The 825-nt window shown below is 74.2% G+C and carries 1 protein-coding gene; it reads right to left on the bottom strand.

Annotated elements, in window-relative coordinates:
• A partial coding sequence (locus tag GT354_RS55395; protein WP_237536169.1) for a DUF2797 domain-containing protein occupies positions 1–741 on the bottom strand: 741 nt, incomplete at its 3' end.
• Positions 742–825 lie beyond the last annotated feature (84 nt).

The raw sequence follows: 825 nt of genomic DNA, 5'->3' as shown, positions 1-825 counted from the left end.
GGCCTGCGACGGGGTGAGGGGCGGGGGCTCGGTCAGGCCGTAGAAGCGGGTCAGGTTCTCGATGCGGCACGGTGCCGGGGTCAGGGACTCGGGCAGCAGGGGGGTCAACCGGGCGTGCACGTCGGCGAGTTCCTGCGGGTCGCCCGTCGGGCGGGGCTGCCACCAGGCGGCGACCTTGGCCTTGTGCGGCAGCCGCTCGCGGACCAGGCCCGTTGCGGAGCAGGCGCGCTCGGTGCTGCGGATCGGGATCAGGGGGCCGTGGGCCAGCCAGGTGAACATCGGCGCGCCCTGGTCGGCCAGGCGGGCCGCGCGGCGTTCGGTGGCGGTGAGGCCGACCTTGAGGAGTCCTGGGCCGAACCAGGCCAGGTAGAGGGAGAACGGGCGCGGGTCGTCCATCGCCTGGTCGCGGGCGAGTTTGCGGCCGGGGTCGGCGAGCGCGCACGCGTCGCACTGGGACCGGGCGGCGGTTTCCGGGAGGGCCGTGCGGCGAGGGCACGGGACGCGGCGGCCGGCCTTGCGGCGAATGCCTACGCATTCGCGGGGGCCGTCGAAGTGCCATCCGGTGATGGTGCCGGGGGTCAGGGGTTGTAGCGACTGTTCGTCGGCGGTGGCGGTGGCGGTGGCGGTGGCGGTGGTGGCGGAGTCGGCGGTGTCCGGGTCGGTGAGTACCAGGTGCGGCAGGCCGTCCCACCAGCGGATCCCGGTCGCCAGGTGGGCGGTCGGGCGTGGGGAGTCGCTCATGTCAGGAGCCTAGGCCCTGGGTCGGACGCCGATGCGTGGTTGGTGTTCGGGTGGGGGATGGGTGGGCGCGGTCTTTTTTTGCGG

It is taken from the genome of Streptomyces sp. SID3343, from assembly GCF_009865215.1.
GTDB lineage: Bacteria > Actinomycetota > Actinomycetes > Streptomycetales > Streptomycetaceae > Embleya.
This window is presented reverse-complemented; position numbering and strand designations above follow the sequence as displayed.